We start from the raw sequence: 26,919 nt of genomic DNA, 5'->3' as shown, positions 1-26,919 counted from the left end.
AAGCCGACCGCTCTCATCCGACCGGAACCGCGCCTCTCGACAGCCATGCGACGCATACCGTCGCTCATGCTGCGCGACCTGGAGACGGGCACCGACGAGATCGTCTCGGACCAGCCCGCCACGGCCGGGACCGACGCGGTCAGCGCCGGCGGGCGCGACGTGGTCCTCCATTCCACGGCCGACAACATCGCGCCCGACGACACCAACGGCAAGTCGGACGTCTTCATCCGCCGCTTCCACTGATCGCCCGGCCGCCGGCGCCCTGCGCCCGCTGAGCGACGCGGACGTGCTCGCGCTGGACGAGGACGACGAAGGTGCGGACTCAACGCCCGCACCGGGCGAAGCGGGCATATCAGGTGGCCGGGTGCTCGGAAATCGCAAGCGTCGGTAGGGCAGCTGATGCCAGGCTGCCCGGTATGTCCGGCTAAGCCTTGATTGATGCGGTCGACCTGGCGGCCTGCTCGATCTTCGCGCGGTAGGCCGCACGGGCTTCCTCGTCGATCTGCCGCTCGTTTTCGGCGCGCACCCCGGTCCGGCCGTCGAGGCCCTCGCGCAGGATGTCGGCGTGCCCGGCATGCCGGATGGACTCGCCGAGCACATGGACCATGACAGCGAACAGGTTCGTGTTGGGACAGGGCTCCGGCCACCACGGCACGTGGCCGGGGGCGTCGAGGGGGAGCTCGTCGATCGTCGCGTCCGAGTGCCCCCACGTGCGCCGGTAGAACCCGATGATCTGATCGCGGGTCTCGTCCTCGGTCGCCCACTGATCGCTGCCGTCGTGGTCCTGCCACCGGGACAGCGGTTCCGGGGAAGGGCGGTCGAAGACCTCGCCGAAGTACCTGGCCTCGATGGTGGCCACGTGCTTGACCAGACCGAGAAGGTTGGTCCCGGTCGCTGTCAAAGGTCTGCGCGCGTCGTATTCGGACAGGCCGTCGAGTTTCCAGAGCAGCGCCTCGCGGTCCCGCCGCAGTCTCCCGTGCAGGTTGTCCTTCGCGAACTCATCGATCATGTGGCATGAACCTTCCATGGGCTGTTCATGGTCTCAAGATCCCGTACGTGGTCCGCAACGGCCGGCAGAGCCGAGGCTTGGCGAACCTCCTCGGAGAGCGCGCACGGCACGGGGCTTGACGGGTGAGGTCCGATGCCGTGTCATCATGAAAGGGGACAACGACGGCGGGTGACGCGATGGTGACAGCAGGACACGACGGGCCCGGTGCCGAGTCCGCACGCGACAATGCGAGCCCACAGCCCAGCGCTCCGAAACCCCCGCGCGAGCACGGCAGTTGGGCTGCGGACAACGTACCTTTGATCATCCTGGCTCTCATCGTCCTGGTGCTGGGCATCGCGGGCTTGGCGTCGAACGACAGCGTCACCTGCCCCGGCGGAGCCACTGGCTGCGGCAGTCCCTGAAACGCGCCCCAGCGGTTGCCCAGGACGAGGTCACGGCTGGAATCGCCACCGGCCTTCAGAAACGACATCCACGTTGCCGTCCCTGACGCGAACGGCCGTCTCGTCGTCGATGAAGTAGATCGGGAAGTCCGCCCGCGCAGCGATGCGATCAGCCCAGGCGTCGTCCCGCTCGGGGAAATCCGGCGAGTACAGGTGGGGCTTGAGATACCAGTCGAAGAGGCCGAACGGCGGCTCCACGGTCGTCGCGCCGAGCACGTGGAGGTCCGCGGTGTCCCCGATGACGTCGGCGGACTGTCCGGTGAGGTTACGGCTGAAGATCATCGATCCGGCGCTGACCCCCACGTAGACCCGTCCCTCCAGCGCTTTCAGGAAGCCGTCGGCCAGGCCGTTGCCGGTGATGCTGCGCGCGAGGTGGTAGTGGCTGCCGCCCTCGACATGGATGACGTCGGCGTGGAGCAGCCGGTCGAGCACCATCTGGCGGGGCAGGCCGTTCAGTTCCAGGACGTCGAACTCCCGCCAGCCGAGGCCGTGCAGCCGGTTCATGTCCTCGACGACCCATCCGTGGTCCCCGGGCTCGGCGACCGATGCCGTGGGAACGAACACGACGTTCGCCGATCCGAACGGCTTTCCCAGCATGTCCCGCAGCCCGTCCCGCAGGGTCTCGTTGCGCAGGCCACTCGCCGTCAGCAGAAGGTTCATCGGGCGAGCCAAGCACGGCTGCCGGGCGCGCGCAACGAACCAAGGATCCACCCGAACCGCCATGGCACAGCCGCACCAGGAGCAGGCACTGACGGCTCACCGGATCAGGTCGGTGGGTGGGGAACGGAGGGATCGTCAGTACAGAGTCAGGCCGAAGACCGAGAGGACCTCCGCGACGGGCTGGTAGTAGGTGACGCCACCGGACGCGCAGTTGCCCGAGGAGCCCACCGCGAACCCGAGGGCGATCGACCCCGAGTAGGCCGGCGCCCCGGTGTCGCCCGGTTCCGAGCACGCGGTGGAGCGGAACAGACCGTGGACCGTGCCGTCGGCGTGGTTGACCGTGGCGTTGACCGCGGTCACCCTCCCGCAGTGGACGCCGCTGGTCCGTCCGACGTGGCAGACGGACTGCCCGATCGCCGGGTTCGCGGCCCCGGTCACGTCCTGGTAGACGCCCCCGCCCAGCGCGATGTCACCGGGTAGGACCAGCGCGCTCGTGGTGTAGCGGACCACGCCGTAGTCGTCGATCGGGTAGGAGGCGCCCGCGGTGACGCCGACCGGCAGGGTGTGGGCCGCGTCCGCGTACCAGGTGGTGGTGTAGGTGCCGGAACAGTGGCCGGCCATCACGGCGTAGCGGTTGGTCCCGCTCACCGCGTTGAAGCCGACGACACACTGGGCGCCGGTGGCCGCGTACAGCAGGGTGCCCCCGCGGATCGTGGGCACCTGGACGGCTGTGGCGCCCGTACCGGTGCCGAACAGCAGGGCGACCACCGCTGTCACCACCGTGGTGAACCTCGTCAGGCGGGTGTGCGGACGTCTCACGGCCCCTCCAGGGGAGTCGGTCGTCTCGTACCGGGCAGTGCCTCCATCCTGCGGGAGGCGGCGCCCCGGCGACAGACGCGGTCCGGCCGTACCGCCGTCCGCACCGGCCGCCCGCACCGCCGTCCGGTCCGAACCGACCGCTTTCATCGAGCAGGAGCCGATCAGCACGGGGGCTCACCACCGGGCCGGGCCGCCGAGGACAAGATGCCAAGCGCACCGTTCTCAGTGGAGCGTCGACCTGCTGTTCGGCCACTGCCACACCAATCGGCTCCAGCCGCCGGCCAGTCCCGTCAGTTCCGCCGGCGGCTCCGGAGCTCTTGCTTGAACTCCACGATGTCGGCGATCTGGGCATCGATGAACTCGATGGTGGAACCGGGACTTGTGAAGGGGGCGTCCCGGCGGTCCTCCACGCGAGGGGCGAAGGGTGACAGGCAGGTGGCAGAGCGCTCCGTCGGCGGCAGGGTGTCAGCGTCGTGGAGAACGAGCATGTCGGCGACGAGGCAGGTGACCGCGCCATCGGCGTCGCGGCCGATCCACACGGGGTAGCTTCCGTCCCCGCGCCCGCTTGGGTATGCGATCAGGTTGGCACCGCTCACTGGGTCGGAGACGGTGCACGAGTGCGAGTCGGGCCCCCAGGGCGATCCCTCCATCTGCTGCTGTTCGAAGAGCTTCGGGAGCGTGTCGCGGGCTGAGGCATCCAGGAAACACGCCGTGGCGGTATCGACCCCGAACCCGTAGAACTCCCCGTCGCCCAGGAGCCGGGCGTCCTGCCCGGGCCGTAGTGCGAGCTCCCAGCTGGCGGCCGGCTTGTCGAGGACCCGCAGCATGGCCGCCGGGGTCTCTCCCCCCCCGGTCCTCTCCCTCCCAGCGCATGGTCGAGATCAACACGCTGTAGTCACCGGGCGGCACTGTGACGGTGAAGGGCAGATCGTCGTCGATGGTGCAGGGATCCCCGGCGACGACCGAGCCGGTCGGAAGGTGGAGCATGCCCGCCCGAGCGGGCTCCGCGATCACCGCGACCCTCTCGTCACCGCATGTCAGGCGTGTTCCGGGTAGGAAGAGTTCTTCGAGGTGACCCGGCTGCAGCGGGACGGGCGCGGACCAGGAGACGTCGGCACCGGGAACAGAACCGTCCGCAGGAGGCGGCGCCGGCACCAGAGTGAGCGGGCCGGCCAGCCCCAGCACCCGCGCGTCGGCGTACGCCGTCCATGCGCCGAACTCGGCCTTGGCCACCGCTTGGTGCTCAGCCGGGACCTTCGCGCCGATGTGCAACGATCCGCCGGCGTCGAGAACCCGGAAGGCCCGTCCGTCCGGCCTGAGCGTCAAAGTGAATCGCCAGCCCCGCGCAGGGAACTCGGGCTCGGTGTCGGAGGCGAGGCGCCACTGCTCGTACCGCCGAAGGCGGAGTCGGCCCGCCTCCAACTGGCGGTACTCGTACTCCTGGGTCCGCCGCGCCTGGGCGTCGAAGAGGAACAGTCCGAGGTAGCCGTGGCGCCAGTCGATCTGGAACAGGGCCTTCGGTTCGCCCCGGAACGAGAGCAGGGCCGCGTACGGTTCGGCCGATTCATCACGGCGACGGGCCTCGTCCTCCGCTATGGCAGTGCCGGCCGCCCGCCTGACCGGGTCCCAACCCTCGCAGTACGTCACGTCCACGATGTCCACACTGTCAGCTGCCACGCCCACCCCTACCGCGCCTCACGCGATCTTCCTGATCACTCCGGGCGCCACGGTAGCGACCGGTACCGACAGCGAACGGCGAGGGAACCCGTTTCCTGGGCAGGGGCGGTGCGGCAGCCGCTCCTCATGGTGCGCGGCAGTACCGGAGGAGCGTCGTCACCGGGACTCCTCACCGGCGAGCCCCTCTTGGCGTGAGGGCCCGACGGAGTCGGGATTCTTCGGGTTGAACGCCCTCGCGCCGCTCCAGCCTGCTGGAAGGCCCCAAAACAAGGGTGCGCAGGCGACGTTGCGGGGAAGAATGGTCGCCATGACGTACGAAGGCTCCTCCATCGATCCGGCCAAACCCAGCATCGCCCGCGTCTACGACTATCTGCTCGGCGGCAAGGACAACTACGCCGTGGACCGAGAGATCGGTGACGTGTTCAAGCGCGACCTGCCCGGTTCGGTGGCCATCGCCTTCGCCAATCGCGCGGCCCTGACCCGGGCGGTCAGGGAGATCGCGACGACCACCGGCATCCGGCAGTTCATCGACCTGGGCAGTGGCCTGCCGACCGCGGACAACGTCCACCAGGTCGCCCAGCGGCACGCTCCCGAGTCGCGGGTCGTCTACGTCGACATCGATCTCCAAGCGTTGGCCCACGGCCGCGCACTGCTGGAGAACAACGACCGGACCCGCGTCGTCGCGGCCGATGTGCGCGATCCGGAAGGCATCCGCACTCACCCCGACACCCTCGAGATCATCGACTTCACTCGTCCCGTCGCGGTCATCCTCAGTGCCATCCTCCACCACGTCAACGATGACGAGGACCCGGCCGGCATCGTCCGCTACTGGCGCGACCACGTCCCCGCCGGAAGCCACTTCTTCGTCAGCCACTTCCGCTCCGGCGACAACCCGGAGACCGCGCAGGCCGAGAAGGTCCTCCAGCAGACGTTCGGCCGCGGCCGGTGGCGCACCGACGTGGAGATCGCCTCCCTGCTGGACGGCCTGGAGATCCTCGACCCCGGGATCGTCCCCGCGTCCCTGTGGCGTCCCGACGACACCGCCAGCCCGTGGGACAGCGGCGAACGACGAGAGCTCACGGTCTGGGAACGCCTCATCGCCGCCGGACTGGCACTGAAAGCCCAGACGTGATCCCCGAACGGCGATCGTCGGGCGGTTGTGCCTCTGGCCTCCGGATCGCCGGGGTGGCGAACCGCTTCGGCATCGACGCCGGGGAGTGAGCGGGGCTCCGCGGCCCCGGCCCCGGCCCCACCGGGGAAGGGGGCGGGCACCCGGTGGGTCTCGCACGGCAGTGGCGGTTCGACGCCGTCGCGCCCCGTGCGCCGCTCGCCTTGCCGCGCCCGTCGACCGGGGGCGTTCGTGTTCGGCCACCCAGGCAAGGGATGCTCAGCCGTCGTCACGCGGCTGGAGGTACACCTCATCGACAAAGCACCAGGCCCACTCGTCGCCGTCCTCGGTGGAGCGCATCAGCGGGTGTCCGCTGGACTCGAAGTGAGCGGTGGCATGGCCGTGGCGCGAGCTGTCGCAACAGCCCACGTGGCCGCAGGTGAGACACACCCGCAGGGCGACCCAGTCGTGACCGAGAGCCGCGCACTGCCTGCATGTGTCGCTCTGCGGTGCGTGCTCCGGTTCAGGTGTTTCGATGTGTGCGCATCCGCGCCCCTCAGGCCGGCCACCATCGGGACGCGGGGTCCACCCGACCATCAAGTCTCCTCCTTCGCCGACTTTCGCTCACTGCTGCCACTGGCTGCCGCTGCCAACACTTCGACCGCTCCCCGGCTGTCGGATGCGAGACGCTCGAGAAAGTGTGGGCGACGGGGTGACGACGTCGGCTCGTGGCCCGAGCCCGAGCAGCCGAGGCCGAGGAGGGCGGGCCGGGCGCGCTCGAGGTCGCTGCGGTGGCCTTCGCCGACGGCGGTGACAACATCTCCGCTCCCTGCCTCCCTCCTCCGTCCGGACTCCGGAGGCGGGAGGAGGGGCGGCGTCGGCGGGTCCGGCTCAGCGGTCGGCGAGCGTCCGGATCTCGTCGGCGATCAGCTTGGGGTCTTCCTCTGCCATGAAGTGGCCGCAGGACACCGTGCGGTGCCGCAGATCGCCGGCCCAGGCGCCCCGCAGGCCCTGGGCGTGGTGGCCGAGCGCGGCGCCCCAGTCCTGCTGGAGGACGGTCACCGGGCGTGGGCCGGTGCTGGCCGACTTCCCCGCCGCCGTGTGGGCTGCCGCCGAACAGGCCCGGCTGGAGGCACTCCGCCTCGACGCGGTCGAGCGGCGCGCCGACGCCCTGCTGGCAACGGGTGCCGCCCGCGAGGCCGTCGCCGATCTGCGCGCCCATGCAGCCGCCCACCCCGGCCGGGAGGACGGTTGGGTCCTGCTGGCCACCGCGCTCGACCGTGCCGGACGGCGCGGTGAGGCTCTGGAGACCCTGAGCCGTGCCCGCGCCGCCCTCGGAGCAGGCGGTGAGTACGGTCCCGGTACGCACAGGTCCTGGCGGAGACCGCTGACTGCGGTATGCCCGGCCTCACCCGGGGCGCGGCCGCGCTGGTCGCGCTGGTTCCGGTCATGCGGGGTGACGCCCTGCCCGACCCCGACGACTTCGCCCGTCTGGACACCGGCCCCTACCGGCCGTGGCTCGACCCCCTGCTGCTGGCCGCGTCCGGCGCCGTGGAACGGGCCCGGCAGGCGCTCACGGCCGTACCCCGGCCTCCGCACGACCTCCCGCAGGAGGCGCTGTGGTGCGTACTCGCCCGCACCGTGGCAGCCGTCGGGCACCGGCCGGTCCTGCGCCGGGCCCGCGGCGAACTCTCCGCCGCCGTCGGAGAGTTCGCCGGCGCCGGAAGCGGCCTGGTCTCGTTCGGGCCGGTCGAACACCACGTCAGGGAAGCCGAAAGAGCCCTCGGAGAGTCCCGCGGTCACGGCACTGGCGGTCAGTCGCCGTAGAGGCCGGACAGTTCGGTGGCGTACTTGTCCCGGACGACCCGGCGGCGCAGTTTCAGCGACGGGGTCAGTTCGCCGGTCGCCGGTCCCCATTCCTGAGCCAACAGCCGGTACCGCTTGACCTGTTCGGTGCGGTTGAGGCGGCTGTTGGCGGCGGCCACGGCCCGGTCGACCTCCTCGATGACGGCGGGATGCGCGGCCAGCGCCGCGAGGTCCGCGCCGTTCTCCAGGCCGTGCGAGGCGGCCCAGGCGGGCGCCGCCTCGGGGTCGAGCACCAGCAGCGCGACGAGGTAGGAGCGGTGGTCGCCGTGCACCATCGCCTGGCCGATCAGCGGGTGTTCCTTCAGGGCGTTCTCCACGAGGGCCGGGGAGACGTTCTTGCCCGTCGACGTGATGATCATCTCCTTCTTCCGGTCCGTGACCCAGACGAAGCCGTCCTCGTCCACCCGGCCGATGTCGCCCGTGTGCAGCCACCCCTCCTCGTCGAGCGCGGGGCCGACCGTGCCGTCCGGCCGCAGATAGCCGGCGAAGACGGAGGAGCCGCGCACCTGGAGCTCGCCGTCCGCGGCGGTGCGCACCCGCACGCTCGACACCGGGCGGCCCACCGAGCCCAGCCGGAATCCGGTGCGGGGGCTGTTGGCCGTCGTCACGCCCGCCGTCTCGGTCAGGCCCCACGCGTCCATGACGACGATGCCGAAGCCGGCCCAGAACCGCACCACGTCCAGCGGCATCGGCGCGGACGCGCTGGCGGCCCAGGCGACCCGGTCGAGGCCGCCCGCGGCCAACAGGGGCAACAGCACCGTCTCGCGACACCGTGCGTACGCGTTCGCGAGCGCGGCGGGCGGCTCCTCGCCGCGCTCCTGGAAGCCGACGTGCTCGCGGGCCACCTCCGCGGCCTCCTCCACGGCCTTGCGCCGCTCCTCGGGCAGCGGGGTCAGTCCGGCGCGGACCGCCGCGGCCAGCTTCTCCCAGACCCTCGGCACACCGAAGAACTGCCGGGGCCGCAGCTCGCGCACCGCTTCGGCCACGGTGGCCGGATCGGCGCAGAGATGGACGTGCGAGGCACGGTGGCAGGGCAGGTAGATGCCGAGCATCCGCTCCGCGATATGGGCGAACGGCAGATAGCAGATGTGCTCGACGTGCGGCGGCAGATCCACCACTTCGTCGAGCGCGACGGCGTTGGCGAGCACCTGCTCATGGGTGAGGACCACGCCCTTGGGCTCACCGGTGGTCCCGGAGGTGTAGACGACGGTCAGCGCGTCCCCGGGGCGGGCCGTGTCCAGCGCCTTGCCGAAGCCCTCCGGGACCGGCTCGCGGGTCAGCGCCGTGTAGGGCAGGTGGTGGCCCTCCTCGCCGTCCTCCACCACCACGAGCCGTCCGAGCGGCGTGGCGTCGTCGTCGAGCAGAGGCGCCCATACGGCGGCCTGGGCGGCGCCCTCCACCATCGCCAGCGCCGCCCGGCAGTTGCGCGCGATGTGGGTGATCTGTTCGGGCGCGGCGGTGCCGTAGACGCTGACCGGCACGGCGCCGAGGCGCACCAGCGCGAGGTCGGACAGCCAGTGCTCGGGACGGTTGGCCATCATCAGCAGGACGTGGTCGCCGCGGCCCACGCCGAGCGCCGCGAGACCGGCGGCGAGTTCCGTGGTGCGGTCCCGGACCTCCGCCCAGGTGAGCGTGGACCACGCGGCGCCGTCCGGGGTCCGCCAGGACAGGGCGGGCAGGTCCGGGTGGAGGCGGGCGTTGCGTTCCAGGAGCTGGGGCAGCGTGGACGGCGCCGCCGGTTCTCCTTGTGGGTCCCCGTCGGTGCGCGGGGCAGATGTCATGACGGCCTCCTGGCGTGCTGGACGGATCGGATCGGATCGGAGTCAGATCGAGTCGGGTGTGGTGTGGGGAGTGGGCGGGGGGTGGTCAGCGGTCGGCGAAGGTCTCGCCGCGCTCTCAGGCCGGCCCTGTCGAGTGCCTTGCGGGAGGCCGGGGCGGGCCCGGTCAGCATGATCGTCGGGTCGGCTCCGGAGACGGCGGCGGACACGATCCGGGCTCGCGGGGTCAGTCCGTGCCGTCGGCCGGCCTCGGCGGAGCCGACGACGGTGAGCGCCGCTCCGTCCACGATGCCGGAGGAGTTGCCCGCGTGGTGGACGTGGTCGACGCGTTCGATCCAGTGGTACTTCTGGAGGGCGACCGCGTCGAATCCGCCGAGTCCACCGGCGGCCGCGAAGGACGGCTGGAGCGCGGCGAGGGAGTCCGTGGTCGTGCCTGGCCTGAGGTGTTCGTCCCGGTCGAGGACCAGCAGTCCGTCGCGGTCCCGCACGGGGACGACGGAGCGGGCGAAGCGGCCTTCCTTCCATGCCCGGGCGGCCCGCTCCTGGGACTCGGCCGCGTAGGCGTCGACGTCCCGGCGGCCGAACCCCTCGAGCGTGGCGATCAGGTCGGCGCCGATGCCCTGCGGGACGAACCCCGTGTCGTGGTTGGTCAGGGGGTCGAGTGCCCAGGCGCCGCCGGCGCTGCCCATGGGTGTGCGGGACATGGACTCCACCCCGCCGGCCAGGACCAGGTCCTCCCAGCCGGAACGCACCTTGGCGGCGGCGAGGTTGACGGCTTCCAGACCGGAGGCACAGAAGCGGTTCTCCTGGACGCCGGCGACGGTGTCGGGAAGCCCGGCGGCCATCACCGCGGTCCTGGCGATGTCGGCGCCCTGGTCGCCGACCGGGCTGACGACGCCGAGGACGATGTCGTCGATGCCGTCCGGGTCCAGGCCGGGGAACCGGCGGCGCACCTCGTCGATGAGTCCGACGACCAGGTCGACGGGCTTGGTGCCGTGCAGCGCGCCGCCGGGCTTGCCCCGGCCGCGGGGGGTGCGGATCGCCTCGTACACATACGCTTCGCTGATCGTCACAGGGAACCTTCCGGTCGGGTGGAGGGAGTCGACGGAGGGAGTCGACGGGGACACGGGAGCGCCGGGTGCGAAGGGGAAGGCGGGGCGGTCAGGCCAGCAGCGCGCGGCCGATGATCTCCTTCATGATCTCGGTGGTCCCGCCGTAGATCGTCTGGACCCGGCTGTCGAGGAACGCCCTGGCAACCTGGTACTCCGTCATGTAGCCGTAGCCGCCGTGCAGTTGGAGGCAGCGGTCGACGACCCGCTTCTGGAGTTCGGTCGCCCACCACTTGGCCATCGAAGCGTGTACGGCGTCGAGCCGGCCCGCACCGTGCTCGGTGACGCAGCGGTCGACGAAGGTCCGGGTGACGGCGCACTCGGTGGCCATCTCGGCGATCTCGAAGCGGATGTGCTGGAGCCGGGCCAGAGGGCGGCCGAACGCCTCGCGCTGCTTCACATACGCGCGGGTGAGTTCCAGGACGTGTTCGGCCGCGGCCGCCGCGCCCACGGCGATGGCGAGCCGTTCCTGGGCGAGGTTGGCCATCAGGGCGGCGAAGGCCTGGTTCTCCCCGCCCAGCAGGTTCTCCTTGGGCACCCGCACGTCGTCGAAGAACAACTCGGCGGTGTCCTGGGCCTTCTGGCCGATCTTGTCGAGGTTGCGGCCCCGCTCGAACCCCTTCATGCCGCGTTCGACGACGAGCAGGCTCTGCCCGGAGCTGCCGCCCTCGGGGGTGGTGCGGGCCACGACGACGACCAGGTCGGCGAGGATGCCGTTGGAGATGAACGTCTTGGCGCCGTTGAGAAGGTAGTGGTCACCCCGGTCGGTGGCGGTGGTGCGGATGCTCTGCAGGTCGGAGCCCGCTCCGGGTTCGGTCATGGCGATGGCAGTGACGGTCTCGCCGGAGGTGAATCCGGGCAGCCAACGCCGCTTCTGCTCGTCGGTGGCGAGCCGGGTGAGATAGGGGCCGACGATGTCGTTGTGCAGGCTGAGCGCCACGCCGGACGCTCCCGCCCGCGCGAACTCCTCGATCAGGACGGCGCTGTAGCGGAAGTCGTCGGTTCCTCCGCCGCCGTACTCCTGCGGTACCGCGAGGCCCAGCAGGCCCTGGCGGCCCGCCGCGCGCCAGACGTCACGGCTGACGACTCCGTCCCGCTCCCAACGGTCGTGGTGCGGCAGGACCTCCTTGGCGAGGAAGGTGCGGACGGTTTCGCGGAACGCCTCGTGCTCCGCCGTGTACAGGTCTCGTTCCATGGTCGCCTCCGGGTCGGGGAATCGTCGTTCAGAGCCAGTTCCTGACGAGCTCGACGAGGCGGGCCGGATCGCGTCCGACGGGAGTGACGTTGAGCATCGTGACGCCCGCCTCCCGGAACGCCTCGACCCGTTCGCGCACATAGCCCTCGGGGCCCGCCAGACAGACCAGTTCGCACAGTTCGGCGGGGACCGCGGCCTCCGCCTCGCGCCTGCGGCCCGCCAGGAAGTGCTCCTGGACGGCGGCGGCCTCGGCCAAGTAGCCGTAGGAACAGACCAGGTCGTAGTAGAAGTTGCGGCCCGGAGCGCCCATGCCCCCGACGTACAGGGCGATGACGGGACGCATCAGGTCGCGGACCCCCTCGGCGTCGTCCCCGACCGCCAGCAGCCCGTCGGCGACGACGGACAGCGGGCCGAGTTCCGGGGCGCGCCGCGCCGCGCCCTCGGCCAGCGGGCCGCCCCAGACCTTCGCCGCGTGTTCGGGCACATAGAGGAACGGCAGCCATCCGTCGGCGAGTTCGGCGGTCATCCGGACGTTCGCGGGTCCGAGCGCGGCCACGTACACCGGGATGGTGTCGCGCACCGGGCGGGTCAGCAGCTTCAGCGGTTTGCCGAGCGTGCCGCCCTTCTCGGGCGGCAGGGGCAGGTCGGTGATGCCGTGGTGCTCGATCACCTCGCGCCGCCAGATGCGGCGGGCGAGCCCGATCGTCTCGCGGGTGCGGCCGAGCGGCCGGTCGTAGCGGCGCCCGTGCCATCCCTCCACCACCTGAGGGCCGGAGGCGCCGATGCCGAGCAGGGCGCGGCCACCGGTCAGGGCGTCGAGTCCGGCCGCGGTCTGCGCGATCAGCGCGGGGGTGCGGGAGTACACGTTGAGCACGGCGGAGCCGATGCGCAGGCGATCGGTGCGGGCGGCCAGATATCCCATGATCGTCGGGGAGTCGAAGCCGTAGGCCTCGGCGACCCAGATCGCGTCGAGTCCGGCCGCCTCCAGCGCGGCCGCCTCGTCGGCGGCGGCGCGGGGGTCACCGGCGTACCGCAAGGGGGTGGAGAGTTCCATCAGCGTCCGTCCTCGGATTGGACGGCGGGCCGCGGGGAGCCGGTCAGTTCCGGGACGCGCCAGTCCCGGGCCACCTCGTCGTGGTGTGCTCCGGGGCGGGCCGGCGGCAGCCGCAGCGCGCCGGGGGTCGCGGAGAAACGGGGCGCCAGGCCGGGCTGGACCATGCCGTGTTCCTCGGTGAAGGTGCCGCGGGCCCTGAGGTGCGGGTGGCGGGCGGCCTCCCGCAGGGAGAGCACCGGGGCGACGCAGGCGTCCGTGCCTTCGAAGACGGCGGTCCAGGCAGCGCGTCCGGCGGATCCGAAGCGCGCCGCGAAGGCGGCCCGCAGTTCCGGCCACCGGCGCGGGTCGGCGCGGTCCGGCAGGTCCTCGGCGTCGAGGCCGAGGAGGCGGACGAACTCGGCGTAGAACGCGGGCTCCAGCGCGCCGACCGCCATCCAGCCGCCGTCGGCCGTCTCGTAGACGGCGTAGTAGGGGCACCCGCCGTCCAGCAGGTTGTGGCCCCGGGCGTCCTGCCACGCACCCGACGCGAGCATGCCCTGGACGAGGGCGGTGAGGTGGGCGGTGCCGTCGACGATCGCCGCGTCCACCACCTGCCCCTCCCCCGTCGTCCGGGCGGTCAGCAGGGCGGCGAGCGCTCCGGCGACGAGGTAGAGCGAGCCGCCCGCGTAGTCGCCGAGCAGGTTGCCGGGGATCACGGGCGGGCCTTCGGTGGCGCCGATCATGCCGAGTGCGCCCACCGTGGCGATGTAGCCGATGTCGTGCCCGGCCCGGGGCGCCAGCGGACCGTCCTGGCCCCAGCCCGTCATCCGGCCGTACACCAGGGCCGGGTTGACGGCCAGGCACTCCCGCGGGCCCACTCCCAGCCGCTCGGCCACTCCCGGTCGGAAGCCCTCGATCAGGATGTCGGCGCGCGCCGCCAACGCCCTTACGGCGCCGGGCCCGTCGTCCGACTTCAGGTCGACCAGGACGGATCGCTTGTTGCGGTTGGTGACGTCGAAGGCCGCGTCGACGCCGAGGACCGGCGTGCCCGGCCGGTCGACGCGGACGACGTCGGCGCCCAGATCGCCGAGCAGCATCGCGGCGAACGGCGCGGGCCCGATCCCCGCCAGTTCCACCACCCGTACGCCGGTCAGCGGTCCGGCCCGGCGGCTCGCCGGTGCCGCCTGCCGCACGGTCCTCGCGTCCCCATGCGTCGTGGTGTCCCTCATCGCGCTCATCAGCCCTCCGAACTCCGGTCTACTTAACGCTCGCTAAGAAGGTAGAGAGGGGCGGGCGGCCGGTCAATGGTCGTAACACCAGTTGCCCCGAGGGCAGTTGAGCCCTTGAATTCCACCCATTCAGCCTGAAAGACCACGCGTCATAAAGGCACTCGCCGACGAAACCCGCTGTGGGTCTCGGAGTTACTGAGCGGACATTAAGCGGCACGAGGGGCGCCTTCAGGCGCCCGGGGACGTACGATGTCGCTCGTCGGCACCGCACCGGAGGAGCATCCTTGAGCACGCAGCCCCGCCAGGAGACCGCCGCCGCGCCCCACTGGCGCACCTACGCGCCACTGGACCTGCACCCGATCCTCGTGCACGCCATGGAAGCCTTCAACGAGCACGGCTACCACGGCACTTCGGTACGGGACATCGCCGGCCGGGTCGGAGTCACCGTTCCCGCGCTCTACTACCACTACGCCAACAAGCAGGCACTGCTGGCCACCCTGCTGGAGACGTCCATCAAGGACGTGCTCGACCGCTGCAGGGCCGCCGCCGCGGAGGCCGGCGACGAGCCGCTCCCCCGCTTCCGTGCCATGGTCGAGTCCATCGTGCTGTACATGGCCAACCGCAAGGGACTGGCCTTCCTGGACACCGAGATACGCAGTCTCGAACCGGCGAACCGGGCCCGGTACGTGGCCCTGCGGGACTACCTCGAGCACATGCTGCTCGACACCGTGCGGGCGGGCATCGCCCAGGGGGTGTTCACCACGCCCATCCCGGCCGACGCGGTCCGGGCCGTCCTGATCATGTGTCAGGGGGTGGCCAACTGGTACCGGGCCGACGGCCCTCTCGGCGCGGCGGAGATCGCCGAGCGGCACGTCCTTCTCTGCCTCGGCACGGTGGGCTGCGCGGAGGCCGCCGGACCGCGCCCGTTCCGACTTCCCGTCACGCCACCGTGATCACGGCCTTGCCGTGCGCGTGCCCCCGCTCCACATACCGCATGCCCTCGGCCGCGTCGGCCAGCGGGTAGGTCCGGTCGATCACCGGGGTGAGGCTGCCCGCCTCGATGAGCGCGGTGACGGCGAGCAGGTCCTCCCGGGCCGGTCCGGCCGGGGTCGACGGGAGGATCGTCCGGAGCTGCTGGCGGACGAACCCGTTGACCGCGATCACCCGGAGCATGGAACCCACCGCCCCGAACACCCGGCCTGGCGAGCCGCCGCCGTTGGCCACGAGCGTGCCTGTCGGGGTGAGGACCTGACGCAGCCGGCTCAGCGGGCGGTTGCCGACGTTGTCCAGGATCACGTCGTAGCGCTCACCTCCTTCCGTGAAGTCTTCCCGGGTGTGGTCGACGACGTGCGCGGCGCCGAGCGAGCGCACCAGATCGACATGGGAAGTGCTGCACACCCCGGTGACCTCGGCATCCAGGGCCACCGCGATCTGCACGGCGAACGTCCCGACGCCACCGGCGGCTCCGTTGACCAGCACCCGCTGCCCGGCCCGCACCCGGCCCACGGTCCGGATACCGCGCAGGGCGGTCACCGCCGCCATCGGCACCGCCGCGGCCTGCTCGAAGGTCAGGCCCGCGGGCTTGGGGACCAGGAGATCCGCGGTGGTGCGCGCGTACTCGGCGAAGGAGCCGTGACAGAAGCCCAGTACCTCGTCGCCCGGCCGGAGGCCTCGTACACCGGCGCCGACCGACTCGACCTGTCCGGCGACGTCGATGCCGGCCACCCGGCACTTCGGCCGCGTCAGCCCCACGCCTCCCATCAGCCGCGCCACGTAGGGATCGCCGCGCAGCATGTGCCAGTCGTAGGGGTTCAGCGCGGCGGCTCGCACCCGTACCGACACCTGGCCGGCCGAGACCTCGGGCCGGTCGGTGTCCACCAGCTCAAGGATGTCCGGCGGTCCGAACCTCTCCTGCACGATCGCCTTCATCGAGTTGCCCCCTCTTTCGTGGCGTCGATGGCCGACGAGCCCCCGACAGATGCCTTCCGGCATGACGGGTGTACGCCGTACACCTCTGTCGGGCACGGTAGGTGTACGGCGTACACCCGTCAAGGGGGACAGTAGGTAGGAAGGGAGGGAGGGAGGGAGGTCAGGCCGTGCTCAGGAGCCGTTCGAGGCCGTCCAGTGTCAGGTCCAGAGCGAACTCGAACTCGAACTGGTCGTCGCAGCCCGCGCCGACGACGGACTCCGGGTCGTGGGCGACCGCCATGGCCAGTTCGGTGATGTGCGGGTAGCGCGCGGCCATCTCCTCGGGCGGCATCGCGTCCGGGTCCGGCTCACGGCCGTCGGCACTGTCCTCGAACAGCTCCTGGGAGAAGCCCAGGAGACGACTGCCCATGACGTGCATCGCGTGATGGACCAGGCGGATCGAGAAACCTCCGGCCCGGAAGATCCCGATCATCGAGTCCAGGTACGCCATCACCGCCGGGGTGGGAGTGGCCCGCGCCTTCGTCCGCGACTCGATGACCGCGGGCGCCCACGGGTGGCGCAACAGCATGCGGCGGGCCGACAGCACCCGCCGGCGCACGGTGGTCTTCCAGTCGGTGTCGTCGGCCGGTGGGTCGATCTCGTCCATGAGGACGTCGATCATGCCGTCCAGCAACTCGTTCTTGTTCGCCACGTGCTTGTACAGCGCCATCGGCACGACGCCGAGCGCCTGGGCGATGTTGCGCATGCTGAGCGCGTCGACTCCGCCCTCGTCGGCCAGCGCGACGGCGGCACTCAGCACCCGTCCCCTGCTCAGCGGTGGGCGGGACTGCGCGGCGACGACCGCCTTCGTCGTTATCTCCACCATCTCCTCTGCCGTTCGACGACGCCTTCAGGGCGCCGGGCGGGACAACAGCGTATGCGTGAAGGGAGTGACGGGGCGTTCGAGGCGCTCGCCGTCCACGGTGATGTCGACCGCCTCGTTGTAGAAGGCGAGCAGTTCACCGATGGCGGCCACGGCGGGCACCGGCGTGGGGTAGCTCCACACGATGTCGGGCGGGACGTCCGCCTCGCCGGTCCAGGACCAGTACCTGGCGGTGCCCTTGTAAGGGCAGCCGGTGCGGTGGTCGGTGGGGCTGAACAGGTCGAGGCGGACGTCCTCGCGGGGGATGTAGTAGCGGGTGGGCAGGCCGGTCTCGAAGAGGAGGACCGGGCGGCGGGTGTCGGCGACGACCGTGCCGTCGATCTCGACCCGGACGTGCCGGCTGCCGGGCAGGGCGTCGACACGTTTGTGCGGGTCGCGGGGGTGGATGAAGATCTCCTCCTCTTCCTCGTACCAGTGGTCGAGTCCCCTGCCCGTGCGCCGGAACCACTCGAACGCGACGTGACCGGCCAGGTCCTGTGCGGGGAAGGTCCAGGCCGCGTTCTCCAGCAGCTCGCCGGCCACCTCGAGGTCGTAGAAGACCCGCGATCCCGTGTGCGTGCCGATCGGCGGGTTCTTCGCCGGCCGCAGCAGGTCCTCGCGGACCTCCTCGCGCGGGAAGGCGTACAAGGGCACCGGCACGCCGGGCTCCCACACGAGGACCGGATGCCGGCTGTCGACGACGGTGAACTCGCCCTTGCGGCCCCGGACCCAGCGCGGGCTGGGCTCCCAGAGGAGACCTTCAGGGGTGGTGCGTACGGAGTCGGCGGTGCCGAGCCTGGTCATGTCCGTTTCCTCCCTCGTCGAACCCTCCCCCGAACGCTCCGCTCGTCCTCCGCGTTCCCCGAACGGGCGCCGCTCTCACCGTCCGTCCAGTGCCTCCGGGTCGTCGGCGCCGCTGTAGGTGAACGACCGGAACAGCACCTCGCCCTCGGAGCAGGTGAGACCGACGGTCCGGCCCGTCATGCCCGCGGCGACCTCGGTCGAGAGGTACCGGCCGTCGACGCGGCCGAGTTCCCGGAATCCCTCCGTGCCGTGGAGGCCGGCGACGATTTCGTCGGGACCCATGTCGGTGCCGAAGGGTGTGGCGGCGCTGTGCGGTACGACGCGCAGTTCGAGGGTCGTCCCGCCGGTGGCGGCGGCCCCGGTGACGGCGGCTTCGCCCAGCATCGCGTGCGCCGCGCCGATCCGGGCGACGGCACGCACACGGCCGTCCGTCACTTCGACGCGTACGGCGTGACGGGCGTCGATCCGCAACTCCAGTCCTCCGGATCCGCCGGCTCCCCCGCCCCGCCCGTCGGTGACCACCGTCGCCCGCGCCCGCAGGTAGAGGTGCTCCTGGCGGCGGCCCACGAAGGCAGGTCCGCCCGTCGCGGTCAGTCGTCGGCCGTGGTCCGTCGCCTTGAGCACGTCGGCGGGGAACGCGCCGGGCGCCACCCAGGACTGCGGCAGGTGCTGCCCCGTTTCCGTCAGGTGCTCGGTGAAGGCCGGTGCGGCGTCCGGCTGGATCGGCTCGGCCGGGCCGGGCCAGCCCTCGCTCCAGCGCACCTCGCAGGCGAAGGTCTCCCGGCCGAGTACGTGCCACTCGGGGCTGCTGCCGCGCGGCCGTACACCCAGGTAGACCATCGCCCAGGTACCGTCGGGGCGCCGCACGAGGTCCGCGTGACCGGTGCTCTGGACGGGGGCGTCGCTGCCGCGCGCGGTGAGGATCGGATTCCCGGGGCACGCCTCGAAGGGGCCGGACGGGGAAGGTCCCCGGGCGATGGTGACGGCGTGACCGCGTTCGGTGCCGCCCTCGGCGATGAGCAGGTACCAGAACGCGCCGATGCGGTACAGGTGCGGCCCCTCGGGGAACTTGCCGCCCGTCCCCTGCCACAGCCGCCGTCGCTCGGTGAGCAGGGCGCCGGTCCGCGGATCCAGCACGGCCTGCACGATCCCCTCGCCGAAGCGGGTCCAGGTCAGCAGGCAGGCGCCGTCGTCGTCCCAGGCGAGGTCGGGGTCGATCCCCAGCGCGTCGGGGATCCACACCGGGTCCGACCAGGGGCCGGCCGCGTCTTCGGCGGTGACCAGGAACATCCTCGGCTCGCCCACCAGGAGGGTGCTGATCATCCAGAAGCGGCCGTCATGATGGCGAAGGGTCGGCGCCAGGATGCCTCCCGAGGCCGACACCCCCTCCAGCGGCAACTGCGCCGGCCGGTCGAGCGCGTGGCCGAGGTGTTCCCAGGTGCGCAGGTCGGTCGACCGGTGGATCGGCACGCCCGGCGCGTATTCGAAGCTGGAGTTGGCGAGGTAGTACGTGTCTCCCACCCGGCAGACGCTGGGGTCGGGATGGAATCCGGGGAGGACCGGGCGGACGGGCAGCTGCACGGCGTGACTTTCTGGTGGTCGGGAGCGGGCGGGGGGGAAGGGTGGGGCAGGGGTGGGCGTCCGGCCCGCTCAGACGGCCACCGTGTCCCCCGCGTCCTCGTTCTCGGGATCACGCAGCGGCGGGATGAACAGGGAGAGCGCCAAGGCCAGGAGCGTGACGAGGGCGCCGAGCCAGAAGACCCAGGCGTAGCCGGCGTCCTGGTAGAAGGCGGTGCCGTCGACCACGGTGCTGTGGGCGCTGAGGAGGGCGTACGCGCCGGCGGTGACGATGGCGCCGAACAGGCTGATCAGCATGTTGAGCATGCCGCTGCCCAGTCCCTGTTCGTCACGGGAGACGACGCCGACCACGAGCACCGGCGCTCCCGCCACCACGACACCGGCGCCGATGTTGGCGACGCAGGACGTCAGGGAGAGTTCCAGCTCGTTGCCGTGGAAGAAGCCGACGAGCGCGTAGCCGACGGCCATCACCGTCAGGCCGGCGATCCAGACCTTGCGCGGGTCCAGGCTGCGCAGGAAGCGGCTGACGAGGACGCCGGTCCCGAACATCACCAGGTTCCAGCTCACGCTGACCACGGCGTTGTGCTGCGCCGTCCATCCCAGTCCGGCCGAGACGCCGGGGATGTGCGGGAAGAGGGCGAGCAGAATGGCCAGTCCCGGCATCGTGAACGCGACGGTCTGGGCGAGGCCGCCGGCCGTGAGCGCCAGGGCCACGGGGCGCCGGCGCAGAACCTTCAGGTCGAGGATGGGGTGGGCGCTGGCCCGCTCGACGAACAGGAACGCGATCAGGGCGGCAGCGCCGGCACCGAGCCAGCCGAGCGTGCGGACGTCCGTCCAGCCCCAGCTCTGGCCCTGTCCGACGGCGTAGATCACGGCGGTGAGACCGCCGCCGAGGACCAGTCCGCCCGTCCAGTCGAAACCCGGGTCGAAGGCGTGCCGCGGTGTCTCCGGCACCACCAGGGCGACCAGCAGGAACGCGACGGCGGTGGCCGCGGCGAGGAACCACAGGGCGCCGCGGTAGCCCCAGTGGTCGACGAGCCATCCCGCGAGGAAGGGGGTGCCGAGGGCGACCAGTCCGACGCTGCTGCCGATCATGCCGCTGGCCGACTTGACCAGCCGACGCGGGAAGATGTCGCGCACCGCGGCGAAGGAGAGCGCGCCGAACGGGCCGTAGAAGCCGGCGATCGCGCGGCCGACCAGCACCAGCCAGAAGTCTCCGGCCAGAGCGGCGAGCGCCTCGCCGCCGGCACCCAGCGCCATCATGGCGAGCATGACGCGCTTCCTGCCGTACAGGTCGCCCAGCTTGATGGCGAACGGCGTCAGCAGGGTGGTCACCAGGGTGAGCGTGAGGCCGAACCACGCCACCTGGGTGGTGTGGAAGCTCTGCGCGACGCTCGCGGTGGCGTTGGCGCCGAGGATTCCGCCGGCGGCCAGCAGCTGGGTGGGCCAGGCGAGCGCGATCAGCACCGCGACCAGGCGGAGGTTCCAGCCTCCGCCGGGCTTGGCGGGCGGCGCGATGTCGAGTGAGGGGCTTGGCGACGTCGGTGTCATGCCAGCCCTCCTTTCACGGAGGTGCCGAAGGGAGTGAGAGGAGCTGTGGGGGGCGCGGAGGATCGAACCCGCCGTGACACGTCGCTCACCGGGAGGTGACAGCGTGGCAATCCGTCGTCGCGTGACGTCGATGATGACCCGAACACCTAGTGCTTACTAGGTGTTCGCAGGGTGACCCATGTCACACGCACATCGGGCGCTTCCCGCCCGCCACGGACGCCTCACGGCGCCCCGGTACCGTTCTTCCATGGCGACACCCAGGGGACCGCGCGGCGGCTACACGGCAGGCCGGGCGCGGCGCACCCAGATCCTCGAGGCGGCCCTGCTGCGCTTCGGGCAGGACGGCTACCGCAAGACCTCCCTGGCCCGTATCGCCCGGGACGCCGAGATCACCGACGCCGGGCTGCTCCACCACTTCCGCGACAAGCAGCAGCTGCTGCTGGCCGTGGTCGAGCACTGGCACGACCGCATGGACACCCGGTGGCAGCGCGTGTCGGAGTCCGTGCGGGACGCGTTCCGCTGCCACGTGGAGGACACCGCCGAGACGCTCACCATGCCGGGCATGGTGGAGCTCGCCGTCGTGGTCTCCGCCGAGGCGACCGCGCCGGACCATCCGGCCCACGACTTCTTCGCGCACTGGCAGGAGAAGGGCGTGAAGGAGCTCGCGGAGCGACTGCGCGCGGGAAGCCACAACGGCGAACTCCTGCCCGACCTGGACCACGACGGCATCGCGCGCGAATGCGCCGCCGTCGACGCCGGACTGCGGCAGCAGTGGCTCGCCTCCGGCCGCTCCTTCGACCTCATCCCGGTGATGCACGCCCACCTGGACCGGCTGATGCGTTCCATCTCCGCCGACGGCCAGGGGCTGTAGGCCGACTCGGGCAGGGCGAGCCGGACGGCCTCCACGGCGCCTTGCTTGTCATGCACATGTCGCTTCAGGTCACGTGATTCACGTCATACAGGCCAACACCTAGCGGTCACTAGGTATTGGCGCGCATGATCGAGCCTGCTCATCTCCGTCCCCCGGGACCCCCGCACCCGACACCACCGCCCACGGCGCCGAGGACTCGACATGCCCCACCCCTGGACCGCCCGCGTCATCTCCCCCTCCCGACCGGCACAGCCGCCCGCCACCGCGGCCCGGCCGGCCGCTCTGTTGCGCGGCGAGTTCACCGTGCGGGCAGCGGTCAGAGCGGCCCGGCTCTCCGTCACCGCGCTCGGCGTGTACGAGCTGGAACTCAACGGCACCGTGGTGGGCGACCACGTCCTCGCCCCCGGCTGGACGAGCTACCGGCACCGCCACCGGTACCAGGTCTTCGACGTGACGGACCTGCTGCGCGAGGGGGCCAACGCCTGGGGGGCGCACCTGGCGGACGGCTGGTACCGGGGGCTGCTCGGCTTCAACGGCGGCACCCGGAACATCTATGGCGAGAACACCGGCCTGCTCGCCGAGCTGCGGATCGAGTACGCCGACGGCACCACCCACACCGTCACCACGGGCGGGGACTGGCGCTGGAGCGCCGGGCCCGTGACCGCGGCGGGTCTGTACGAGGGCGAGGAGTACGACGCGCGCCGCGAGCAGGCCGGGTGGAGCGAGCCCGGCTTCGACGCCTCGGACTGGGCGCCGGTGCGACTCCTGCCGTTCGACACCTCCACGCTCTTCGAGGCCGACAGCCCGCCGGTGCGCCGTATCGAGTCCGTTGCCCCTATCGCCGTCACCACCTCCCCCACCGGCCGCACCCTCGTCGACTTCGGCCAGAACCTGGTCGGACGGCTGCGCATCCGCGTCCGGGGCGAGGCGGGCCGAACCGTCACCCTGCGGCACGCGGAGGTCCTGGAGGACGGCGAGCTGTGCACCCGTCCGCTGCGGCACGCCAGTGCCACCGACCGTTACACCCTGCGCGGCGACCCGGACGGCGAGGTGTGGGAACCCCGCTTCACCTTCCACGGCTTCCGCTACGCCGAGATCGACGCCTGGCCCGGGGAGCCCGCCCCGGCCGACGTGAGCGCCGTCGTCCTGCACAGCGACCTGCGCCCCACCGGCTGGTTCTCCTGCTCCGATGCCTCGCTGAACCGGCTGCACGAGAACGTGGTGTGGGGGATGCGCGGCAACTTCCTCGACGTCCCCACCGACTGCCCGCAGCGCGACGAGCGGCTCGGCTGGACCGGTGACGTGCAGGTCTTCGCCCCCACCGCTGCCTTCCTCTACGACGTCCGCGCTTTCCTGCGCTCCTGGCTGTGCGATCTGGCCGCCGACCAGCGCGACGACGAGCGGGGCGTCCCGCCGGTGTTCAGCCCCGCCGTCCCGGTGATCACCCCCGTCCCTATCCCGCCGGGCAATCCGCCGATGGCCGGGTGGTGCGACGCCGCCGTGATCGTCCCCTGGGTGCTGTACGAGCGCTACGGCGACACCGGCGTGCTGCGCGCCCAGTACGCCTCCATGCGCGGCTGGGTCGACGCGGTCGACCGCCTCGCCGGGGACGGCCGGATCTGGGGCGAGGGCTTCCAGTTCGGCGACTGGCTGGACCCGGCCGCACCGGCCGACGACCCCGGACGGTCGACGACCTCCTCAAGCCTCGTCGCCACCGCGTACTTCGCCCACTCGGCCCGGCTGCTGGCCCGTACGGCCCACGTGCTGGCGGAGCGGGACGACGCCGAGCACTACGGCGCCCTGGCCGACTCGGTCCGCGGGGCCTTCCGGCACCGTTTCCATGCCGGGGGCGGGCGGCTGGTGGAGGAGACCCAGACCGCGTACGCCCTCGCCCTGTGCTTCCGACTGCTGGAGAACGACGCCGAACGCACCGAGGCCGGACGCCGGCTGGCGGACCTCGTGGCGTCGGGAGACCACCGCATCGGCACCGGGTTCCTCGGCACCCCGCTGGTGTGCGACGCGCTGACCGACACCGGACACGTGGACACCGCCTTCGGGCTGCTGACGCAGCGCTCCGCCCCCTCCTGGCTGTACCAGGTGGACATGGGCGCCACGACCGTCTGGGAGCGCTGGGACAGCATGCTTCCCGACGGCGGCGTCAATCCCGGCGAGATGACCTCCTTCAACCACTACGCCCTCGGAGCGGTCGCCGACTGGATGCACCGCACCGTCGCCGGTCTGGCGCCCGCCGAACCCGGCTACCGCCGACTCCTGGTCCGTCCCCGCCCGGGCGGCGGCCTCACCTGGGCCCGCGCCGCGCACGAGACTCCGTACGGCCGGGCCGAGACCGCCTGGCGTGTCGAGGGCGACCTGCTTCTGCTCGACCTCCTCGTGCCCCCGGACACCTCCGCCCTCGTCGACCTGCCGGGCGCCGAACCCGTGACCGCGGGACCCGGACGGCACACCTTCCACACCCCGCTTCCGCAGCAACAGCACCGGCTGCAGCCACAGACGTGACGCACGGCCGCACGGGTACGGAGACCGCCGTCCGCGCGGCCGCCCTCGCGCGGCGCCTCGCCGACACTTCGCCGGCCGCCGACCCCGGCCCCGCCCCCTACTCCCCCACCCGCGAACCCCCACCCATGGAGCACGCAGTGACCCACCCGTACCAGGACCCTCAGAACAGCGTCGCCGAGCGCGTGGCCGACCTGCTGGCGCGCATGAAGGTCGAGGAGAAGGCCGGACTGCTCTTCCACCACGTCATCGGCATCGGCGACCGGCCCGCACCCGCCGGGCGCACCGCCGAGGAGATGATGTCCGAGAGCCTGATGTCCCACTTCAACCTGCTCGGAGCCGGCAGTCCGCGCCAGATGGCCGACCTGCACAACCATGTCCAGCAGCTGGCCGCCGACACCCGCCTCGGTATTCCGGTCACCCTCTCCACCGACCCCCGCCATGCCTTCACCGACAACCCGGGCACCGCGATGCTGGCCGGCCCCTTCTCCCAGTGGCCGGAGTCGCTGGGCCTCGCGGCCGTCGGCGACACCGAACTCGTACGGCGGTACGCGGACACCGTGCGCCGCGAGTACCTGGCCGTCGGTCTGCGGGTCGCCCTGCACCCGCAGATCGACCTGGCGACCGAGCCCCGCTGGGCGCGCGGCTCGGGCACGTTCGGCGAGGACGCCGGCCTGACGTCACGACTCGTCGCCGCCTACATCGAGGGACTGAGCGGACCGGGCGACGGCCTCGGCGCCGACAGCGTCGCCGCGATGGTCAAGCACTTCCCCGGCGGCGGACCACAGCAGGACGGCGAGGACCCGCACTTCCCCTACGGCAAGGAGCAGATCTACCCCGGCGGCTTCTTCGACTACCACCTCTTGCCCTTCGAGGCCGCCATCGCCGCGGGCGCCACCCAGGTCATGCCGTACTACGGCATGCCCGTCGGCACCGAGCACGAAGAGGTCGGCTTCGGCTTCAACCGCGGCATCATCACCGGTCTGCTGCGCGAGAAGCTGGGCTTCGACGGCATCGTCTGCACCGACTGGGGCCTGGTCACCGACCAGTTGGTCATGGGCGAGCCGCACCTGGCGCGGGCCTGGGGTGTGGAGGACCTCTCCCCCTCCGAGCGACTGCTGAAGATCCTGCACGCGGGCGCCGACCAGGTCGGCGGCGAGTCCTGCCCCGAACTGATCGTGGACCTGGTCCGCACGGGTCGGCTCGAGGAGTCGCGGCTCGACGCCTCCGTGGTCCGGCTGCTCGGCGAGAAGTTCCGTCTGGGCCTGTTCGACGACCGGCGCTATGTCGATCCCGACGCCGCCGAGGAGATCGTCGGCCACGCCGACTTCCACGCCGCCGGCGAGATCGCCCAGCGCCGCTCGGCCACCCTGCTCAAGAGCGGGCCGCTGCCCCTGTCCGGCAGGCCCCGTCTCTACGTCGAGGGCGTCGATCCGACGACGGCCGCCGAGTACGCCGACCTGGTCGCCGACCCCGCCGACGCCGACCTCGCGGTGCTGCGCCTGACCACGCCGTACGAACCCCGACCCGGACTGTTCGAGTCCTTCTTCCACGCCGGCCGGCTCGACTTCCCCGAGGAGCGCCTCAAGGAGATCCTCCGCCTGCTCGACGCCGTGCCCACCGTCGTGGCGATCCACCTGGAACGCCCGGCCGTCATCCCCGAGATCGCCGACCGCTCGGCGGCACTCCTCGCCGTGTACGGCACCGGCGACCGCGCCCTGTTCGACCTCCTGTTCGGCCGGGCCGTACCGGAGGGCTCGCTGCCCTTCCAACTCCCCCGTTCCATGGCCGAGGTCGAGGCCGGACACCCCGACGTGCCCCAGGAGAGCGCCGACCCGCTCTACCCCTTCGGCCACGGCCTGCGCTACCCGGCCGGGGCCTGACGTCTTCGCCATCGGCCGCCGACGGGATCCGAGCAGCGCTGAACGGATCCGCCGGGTTGCCGGGGCACAACGCCCCGGCATCACGCCCGTGCCCGCCCGTGCCCGGCCCTGCGTCCGGCTTGGACCTGGTGTTTCTGGGCACACGGGACGGACCCGGCTGGTCGGCCCAAGGAGAGAGCATGGCGAAGGACTCACCGTTGAAGGCTGTCGGATGGGCGCGCTCGCTCCCGGTGAGCAGTGGGGTGAAGGTCGCCAGGGAGTGGACGCGCGCGCATGTGGCCACGCTCGGCTGGACGCGGACGGCACCGGATCTGGTGGATTCGATCCTGCTGGCGGTGTCCGAGCTGGTCACCAACGCCCACGTGCATGCCCGTAGCGCGGCGCAGCTGATCCTCACCTGGGACGAGGAGTGCCTGCACGTCACCGTGCATGACGACTCGCCTCGGCTGCCCGAGCCGCGCGATCCGGGCACCAGCGCCCCCGGCGGGCGTGGTCTGCTGCTGATCGATGCCCTCGCCGACAAGTGGGAGGCCTATCCCTGCCCCCGCGGCAAGAGCGTCACCGCCTGCTTTCAAGCACCCCCGTGCGCCGCGCCCGGAGCGCCCGGCTCGGAATGAGAGGCCGTCACCGAGAGGAGGCCCGCCCCATGACATCCGACGAGGGCGAGCGGCTCGAACGCGCCATCCTCGACCTCCTGGGGCGGCGGCGGCCGGACGCGTCGGTCTGCCCGTCCGAGGTCGCCCGGTCGGTGCACCACGGTTCGGGCGACGGGTGGCGGCGGCTGATGGAGCCCACGCGTGCCGCGGCCGGGCGGCTGTCCCGGGCGGGTCTGGTGGAGATCACTCAGGGCGGAGAGCCCGTCGACCCGACGTCGGCCCGTGGTCCGATCAGGATCCGCCGGACACGCTGACGGGGTCCGCGAGCGGCACGGGTGGCCGGCGCGCCGAACCGGTCGCCGCGACCGC

Annotated in this window: 22 protein-coding genes and 4 pseudogenes; 10 read left to right on the top strand and 16 right to left on the bottom strand. The window is 71.8% G+C overall.

The window, feature by feature from the left end; genetic code table 11:
- Positions 1-57: 57 nt before the first annotated feature.
- Positions 58-243 (top strand): annotated as a pseudogene (locus tag OHU34_RS40875) (hypothetical protein); the annotation flags it as partial.
- Positions 244-424: 181 nt separating this feature from the next.
- Here OHU34_RS40875 and OHU34_RS40870 read toward each other — a convergent pair.
- The 4 genes from OHU34_RS40870 to OHU34_RS40855 form a co-directional block, all read right to left on the bottom strand.
- Positions 425-1,009, bottom strand: coding sequence for a DinB family protein (locus tag OHU34_RS40870; RefSeq protein ID WP_405771377.1), 585 nt, complete (start codon positions 1,007-1,009; stop codon positions 425-427).
- 431 nt (positions 1,010-1,440) lie between these two features.
- Positions 1,441-2,109, bottom strand: a complete 669-nt coding sequence (locus OHU34_RS40865) for a Type 1 glutamine amidotransferase-like domain-containing protein (protein WP_142268447.1) — start codon at positions 2,107-2,109, stop codon at positions 1,441-1,443.
- A 135-nt stretch (positions 2,110-2,244) separates the two neighbouring features.
- Positions 2,245-2,928, bottom strand: coding sequence for a S1 family peptidase (locus OHU34_RS40860; protein WP_142268448.1), 684 nt, complete (start codon positions 2,926-2,928; stop codon positions 2,245-2,247).
- A gap of 290 nt (positions 2,929-3,218) precedes the next feature.
- Positions 3,219-3,755: a DUF4241 domain-containing protein gene (locus OHU34_RS40855; RefSeq protein WP_405771372.1), complete on the bottom strand. Its 537-nt coding sequence runs from the start codon at positions 3,753-3,755 to the stop codon at positions 3,219-3,221.
- 1,148 nt (positions 3,756-4,903) lie between these two features.
- On the opposite strand from OHU34_RS40855, the gene OHU34_RS40850 reads away from it, so the two are divergent.
- On the top strand, positions 4,904-5,737 hold the full coding sequence (locus OHU34_RS40850; protein WP_405771370.1) for an SAM-dependent methyltransferase: 834 nt from the start codon (positions 4,904-4,906) through the stop codon (positions 5,735-5,737).
- A 255-nt stretch (positions 5,738-5,992) separates the two neighbouring features.
- Here OHU34_RS40850 and OHU34_RS40845 read toward each other — a convergent pair whose 3' ends face one another.
- Positions 5,993-6,310, bottom strand: a complete 318-nt coding sequence (locus OHU34_RS40845) for a UBP-type zinc finger domain-containing protein (RefSeq protein WP_142268451.1) — start codon at positions 6,308-6,310, stop codon at positions 5,993-5,995.
- 294 nt (positions 6,311-6,604) lie between these two features.
- Positions 6,605-6,781: pseudogene (locus OHU34_RS40840) on the bottom strand (alpha/beta hydrolase); the annotation flags it as partial.
- Between the two features lie 7 nt (positions 6,782-6,788).
- Between OHU34_RS40840 and OHU34_RS40835 the strand changes: the two are divergent.
- Both OHU34_RS40835 and OHU34_RS40830 read left to right on the top strand, forming a co-directional pair.
- Positions 6,789-6,989 (top strand): annotated as a pseudogene (locus OHU34_RS40835) (BTAD domain-containing putative transcriptional regulator); the annotation flags it as partial.
- A 122-nt stretch (positions 6,990-7,111) separates the two neighbouring features.
- Positions 7,112-7,540 (top strand): hypothetical protein, encoded by a 429-nt coding sequence (locus OHU34_RS40830; protein WP_230196065.1) that lies wholly within the window; start codon positions 7,112-7,114, stop codon positions 7,538-7,540.
- On the opposite strand, the gene OHU34_RS40825 is transcribed toward OHU34_RS40830, so the two are convergent.
- From OHU34_RS40825 to OHU34_RS40805, 5 genes and pseudogenes are all read right to left on the bottom strand, one after another.
- On the bottom strand, positions 7,528-9,360 hold the full coding sequence (locus OHU34_RS40825) for an AMP-dependent synthetase/ligase (RefSeq protein ID WP_405771366.1): 1,833 nt from the start codon (positions 9,358-9,360) through the stop codon (positions 7,528-7,530). The two genes, OHU34_RS40830 and OHU34_RS40825, sit on opposite strands and share 13 nt — an antisense overlap.
- 116 nt (positions 9,361-9,476) lie before the next feature.
- Positions 9,477-10,430 (bottom strand): annotated as a pseudogene (locus tag OHU34_RS40820) (acetyl-CoA C-acyltransferase); the annotation flags it as partial.
- An 88-nt stretch (positions 10,431-10,518) separates the two neighbouring features.
- Positions 10,519-11,661, bottom strand: a complete 1,143-nt coding sequence (locus OHU34_RS40815) for an acyl-CoA dehydrogenase family protein (RefSeq protein ID WP_142268453.1) — start codon at positions 11,659-11,661, stop codon at positions 10,519-10,521.
- Between the two features lie 28 nt (positions 11,662-11,689).
- Entirely contained in the window at positions 11,690-12,715 is a 1,026-nt protein-coding gene (locus OHU34_RS40810; RefSeq protein ID WP_405771362.1) for an LLM class F420-dependent oxidoreductase, read from the bottom strand.
- Entirely contained in the window at positions 12,715-13,923 is a 1,209-nt protein-coding gene (locus OHU34_RS40805; RefSeq protein WP_405772534.1) for a CaiB/BaiF CoA transferase family protein, read from the bottom strand. Before OHU34_RS40805 ends, OHU34_RS40810 begins: the two co-directional genes overlap by 1 nt.
- Positions 13,924-14,207: 284 nt before the next feature.
- Here OHU34_RS40805 and OHU34_RS40800 point away from each other — a divergent pair, with 284 nt between their 5' ends.
- Positions 14,208-14,876 carry a TetR/AcrR family transcriptional regulator gene (locus tag OHU34_RS40800; protein WP_142268455.1) on the top strand — a complete coding sequence of 223 codons (669 nt, stop codon included), beginning with the start codon at positions 14,208-14,210 and terminating at the stop codon, positions 14,874-14,876.
- Here OHU34_RS40800 and OHU34_RS40795 read toward each other — a convergent pair.
- The 5 genes from OHU34_RS40795 to OHU34_RS40775 all read right to left on the bottom strand — a co-directional run bounded on the left by OHU34_RS40795 (position 14,863) and on the right by OHU34_RS40775 (position 20,686).
- Positions 14,863-15,852, bottom strand: a complete 990-nt coding sequence (locus tag OHU34_RS40795; protein ID WP_230196061.1) for an NAD(P)-dependent alcohol dehydrogenase — start codon at positions 15,850-15,852, stop codon at positions 14,863-14,865. The two genes, OHU34_RS40800 and OHU34_RS40795, sit on opposite strands and share 14 nt — an antisense overlap.
- Before the next feature lie 160 nt (positions 15,853-16,012).
- Positions 16,013-16,717 carry a TetR/AcrR family transcriptional regulator C-terminal domain-containing protein gene (locus tag OHU34_RS40790; RefSeq protein ID WP_142268457.1) on the bottom strand — a complete coding sequence of 235 codons (705 nt, stop codon included), beginning with the start codon at positions 16,715-16,717 and terminating at the stop codon, positions 16,013-16,015.
- 24 nt (positions 16,718-16,741) lie between these two features.
- Entirely contained in the window at positions 16,742-17,557 is an 816-nt protein-coding gene (locus tag OHU34_RS40785; protein WP_142268458.1) for a DUF427 domain-containing protein, read from the bottom strand.
- Between the two features lie 75 nt (positions 17,558-17,632).
- Positions 17,633-19,138: a glycoside hydrolase family 43 protein gene (locus OHU34_RS40780; RefSeq protein ID WP_405771358.1), complete on the bottom strand. Its 1,506-nt coding sequence runs from the start codon at positions 19,136-19,138 to the stop codon at positions 17,633-17,635.
- A gap of 69 nt (positions 19,139-19,207) precedes the next feature.
- Positions 19,208-20,686, bottom strand: coding sequence for an MFS transporter (locus tag OHU34_RS40775; RefSeq protein WP_142268460.1), 1,479 nt, complete (start codon positions 20,684-20,686; stop codon positions 19,208-19,210).
- Positions 20,687-20,933: 247 nt separating this feature from the next.
- Between OHU34_RS40775 and OHU34_RS40770 the strand changes: the two genes are divergently transcribed.
- From OHU34_RS40770 to OHU34_RS40750, 5 genes are all read left to right on the top strand, one after another.
- Complete coding sequence (locus tag OHU34_RS40770; protein ID WP_142268461.1) at positions 20,934-21,557, top strand: TetR/AcrR family transcriptional regulator; 624 nt, start codon at positions 20,934-20,936, stop codon at positions 21,555-21,557.
- Positions 21,558-21,758: 201 nt separating this feature from the next.
- Positions 21,759-24,074, top strand: coding sequence for a family 78 glycoside hydrolase catalytic domain (locus tag OHU34_RS40765; RefSeq protein ID WP_405771354.1), 2,316 nt, complete (start codon positions 21,759-21,761; stop codon positions 24,072-24,074).
- Positions 24,071-25,954 carry a glycoside hydrolase family 3 protein gene (locus OHU34_RS40760; protein WP_235034685.1) on the top strand — a complete coding sequence of 628 codons (1,884 nt, stop codon included), beginning with the start codon at positions 24,071-24,073 and terminating at the stop codon, positions 25,952-25,954. The genes OHU34_RS40765 and OHU34_RS40760 overlap by 4 nt, the downstream gene beginning before the upstream one ends.
- Before the next feature lie 179 nt (positions 25,955-26,133).
- Positions 26,134-26,571 (top strand): ATP-binding protein, encoded by a 438-nt coding sequence (locus OHU34_RS40755; RefSeq protein WP_142268463.1) that lies wholly within the window; start codon positions 26,134-26,136, stop codon positions 26,569-26,571.
- 29 nt (positions 26,572-26,600) lie between these two features.
- Positions 26,601-26,864: a DUF3253 domain-containing protein gene (locus OHU34_RS40750; RefSeq protein WP_142268464.1), complete on the top strand. Its 264-nt coding sequence runs from the start codon at positions 26,601-26,603 to the stop codon at positions 26,862-26,864.
- Positions 26,865-26,919: the final 55 nt, after the last annotated feature.

The organism is Streptomyces sp. NBC_00080 (assembly GCF_045041255.1).
GTDB lineage: Bacteria > Actinomycetota > Actinomycetes > Streptomycetales > Streptomycetaceae > Streptomyces > Streptomyces coriariae.
The sequence above is the reverse complement of the archived record's forward strand: the minus strand, read 5'-3'. Positions and strand labels throughout refer to the sequence as shown.